The sequence below is a fragment of the Paenibacillus sp. 01T422 genome, from assembly GCF_056398785.1.
The window spans coordinates 1-2,248 of record NZ_JBFTQB010000991.1; the positions used below are offsets into that span (position 1 = coordinate 1).

Annotated in this window: 3 protein-coding genes; all 3 read right to left on the reverse strand. The window is 41.3% G+C overall.

The genetic code is table 11. The annotated features are described in order from the left end of the window. A partial coding sequence (locus tag AC1DUA_RS34545) for an ABC transporter permease family protein (protein WP_477504041.1) occupies positions 1-495 on the reverse strand: 495 nt, incomplete at its 3' end. Between the two features lies 1 nt (position 496). Continuing rightward, positions 497-1,453 carry an ABC transporter permease gene (locus AC1DUA_RS34550; protein WP_477504042.1) on the reverse strand — a complete coding sequence of 319 codons (957 nt, stop codon included), beginning with the start codon at positions 1,451-1,453 and terminating at the stop codon, positions 497-499. A 102-nt stretch (positions 1,454-1,555) separates the two neighbouring features. Next, on the reverse strand, positions 1,556-2,248 hold a 693-nt coding region (locus AC1DUA_RS34555; RefSeq protein ID WP_477504043.1), incomplete at its 5' end, for a sensor histidine kinase.

Sequence of the window (2,248 nt, forward strand, 5' to 3'; positions counted from 1 at the left end):
GCTTTGGAAGAAGCTGCGTATCACAATGAAGTTAAAAGGAATAACTGCCCCTGTAAGAAACAAGGACCAATAACTGTTTAATAAATTAAGGTTCATAACTAACAAATACATGGGAATAATGCCCCCGCTGAATAACAAAGTAAACAGAACCATGAAATTCAACAGGCCTCGACCTTTTAGCCATGTCTTGGATAATCCATAGGCCATTAGCGTTGTCACCAGCATGCTGAAGACCGTCCCCACTGTCGTGATGGTAACAGAGCTGCGGAAGGCTTGAAGAAAGTTTTGGTTATCGATCAAATAAGCGTAGGAATCTAGGCTCCACTCTCTGGGAACAAGGAAAAATCCGCGGGTGACAATTTCTTGCTTACTTGCAAAGGACATCATAATGATATAAATGACCGGGAAAATTTCAGCACATAAAATTAGAATCAGCAAGCTATATACGATAGTTTGATATACAGGAGCTTTACCTCGAAAGTTATAAGTACTCATCTTAATATACTCCCTCCTCACCCATTTTTTTGGCCATTCGATTGGTCAATACGATTAAGACTAGGCCAATGACGGACTTGAACAATCCAACGGCTGTTGTAAAGCTATATTGTCCCTGAAGGATCCCCTCGCGGTACACATACGTATCAAAAACGTCAGAAACATTGAGGTTTAACGGATTTTGCATGAGTAGAATATGTTCAAACCCGGTATTCATGACATAACCCACTCGGAGAATAAATAAGATAATGATAATTGGCCTCAATGCAGGCAGAGTAATGTGCCACAATTGTCTCCAGCGGGAGGCACCATCCACGACAGACGCTTCATATAAAGTCGGATCAATAGCGGCAAGTGCGGCGAAGAAGATAACTGCGCTCCACCCCGTCTCCTTCCAGATGTTCTGAAACAAATAAAGAGAACGAAAGTATTCGGAATTTGTTAACAGCTCAAATCTAGGAAACCCCCACTCTACCAATAGCTTATTAACGCCACCTTCTTGCGTTGAAAACAAAATAAAAGTTATGCTAATGACAATGACCCAAGAGAGAAAATGGGGAATGTAAACAATAGTCTGCAGACTTTTACGAAACCAAGCTAAACGTATTTCATTTAGCAGAATGGCCAAAATTATCGGTGCCGGGAAAAAGAAAAATAAATTCACCGCGCTGAGCGCCAATGTATTCCACATCAGTACAAAGAAACCCGGGGACTTGAACAGTCTTTCAAAATGTTCGAAGCCCACCCATTGGCTTTGCCAAAATCCTAGAAATGGATCATAATCCTTAAATGCTAGGACGATCCCTGCCATGGGAATATATTTAAAGATCAAAAAAAACAAAAAACCAGGTAAAATCATTAAATAAAGAGGAATGCCTCTCTTCCAAGACTGAAGGAGGTTCCTCTTATTTAACAAAAATACGGTTTGTGATTTACTTACTGCGCTATCTGAATCCATCTCATGACTTCCCTTCTTCTTAAGCTTATTGGATAGGATAAGTATAATGAAATGGGGCTTGAAAGGGATGATCATATCTTATGATTACCATATCAATCTTCTTCATTTAGGCACATCCGTGATAATAGGCACCCGTAGCGATACCACCGCTCCTCTGCCTGCAAATGAAGTCAGTGTGACGCCATATTGGTTTCCGTACTTTAATACAAGCCTGGCATGAACATTGGAGATTCCAAGTGAGTCCAATTGTCCATAATTGTCATCGACATTGGCTGAGATTTGCGCCAACTGCTCATTAATTCGCAGCAGGATCTCCTCATCAATTCCCGGCCCGTTATCCGCTACTTCAATGACGAGATCAGAGCCCTCGTCATAGGCACTGACAATGACGACGCCTTCTCCTCCATTAGGCTCTATCGCATATTTCACCGCATTCTCAACGATCGGCTGTAAAATAAATTTAACTACCCTATGCTGCAGAAATTTATCATTAAAATAACATTGACTTTTAAAATGCTTCGGAAATCTCGTATGTATAATTTCTAAATATTTGCGCAGCTGTCCGAGCTCGTCCTCCAACTTGACTTCCATCTCTGTAATCTTGGCTGTATATCGGTACACGTCCGCTAAATTACGCGCCATTCGTTCGATGACGGGAACTTTCTCAAGATAAGCCATACTTTTAATGATCCCCAGCGTATTATAGAGCAGATGAGGATTGATCTGATTCTGGAGTGCCTTAATGACCGCCTCCTTCTGCATAAGCTGTGCTTTCATTTCCTTTACCTGTAACCC

Coding starts and splice junctions, on each gene's coding strand:
- AC1DUA_RS34550 (WP_477504042.1), bottom strand. CDS start 1,453: ATGGATTCAGATAGCGCAGTAAGTAAATCACAAACCGTATTTTTGTTA.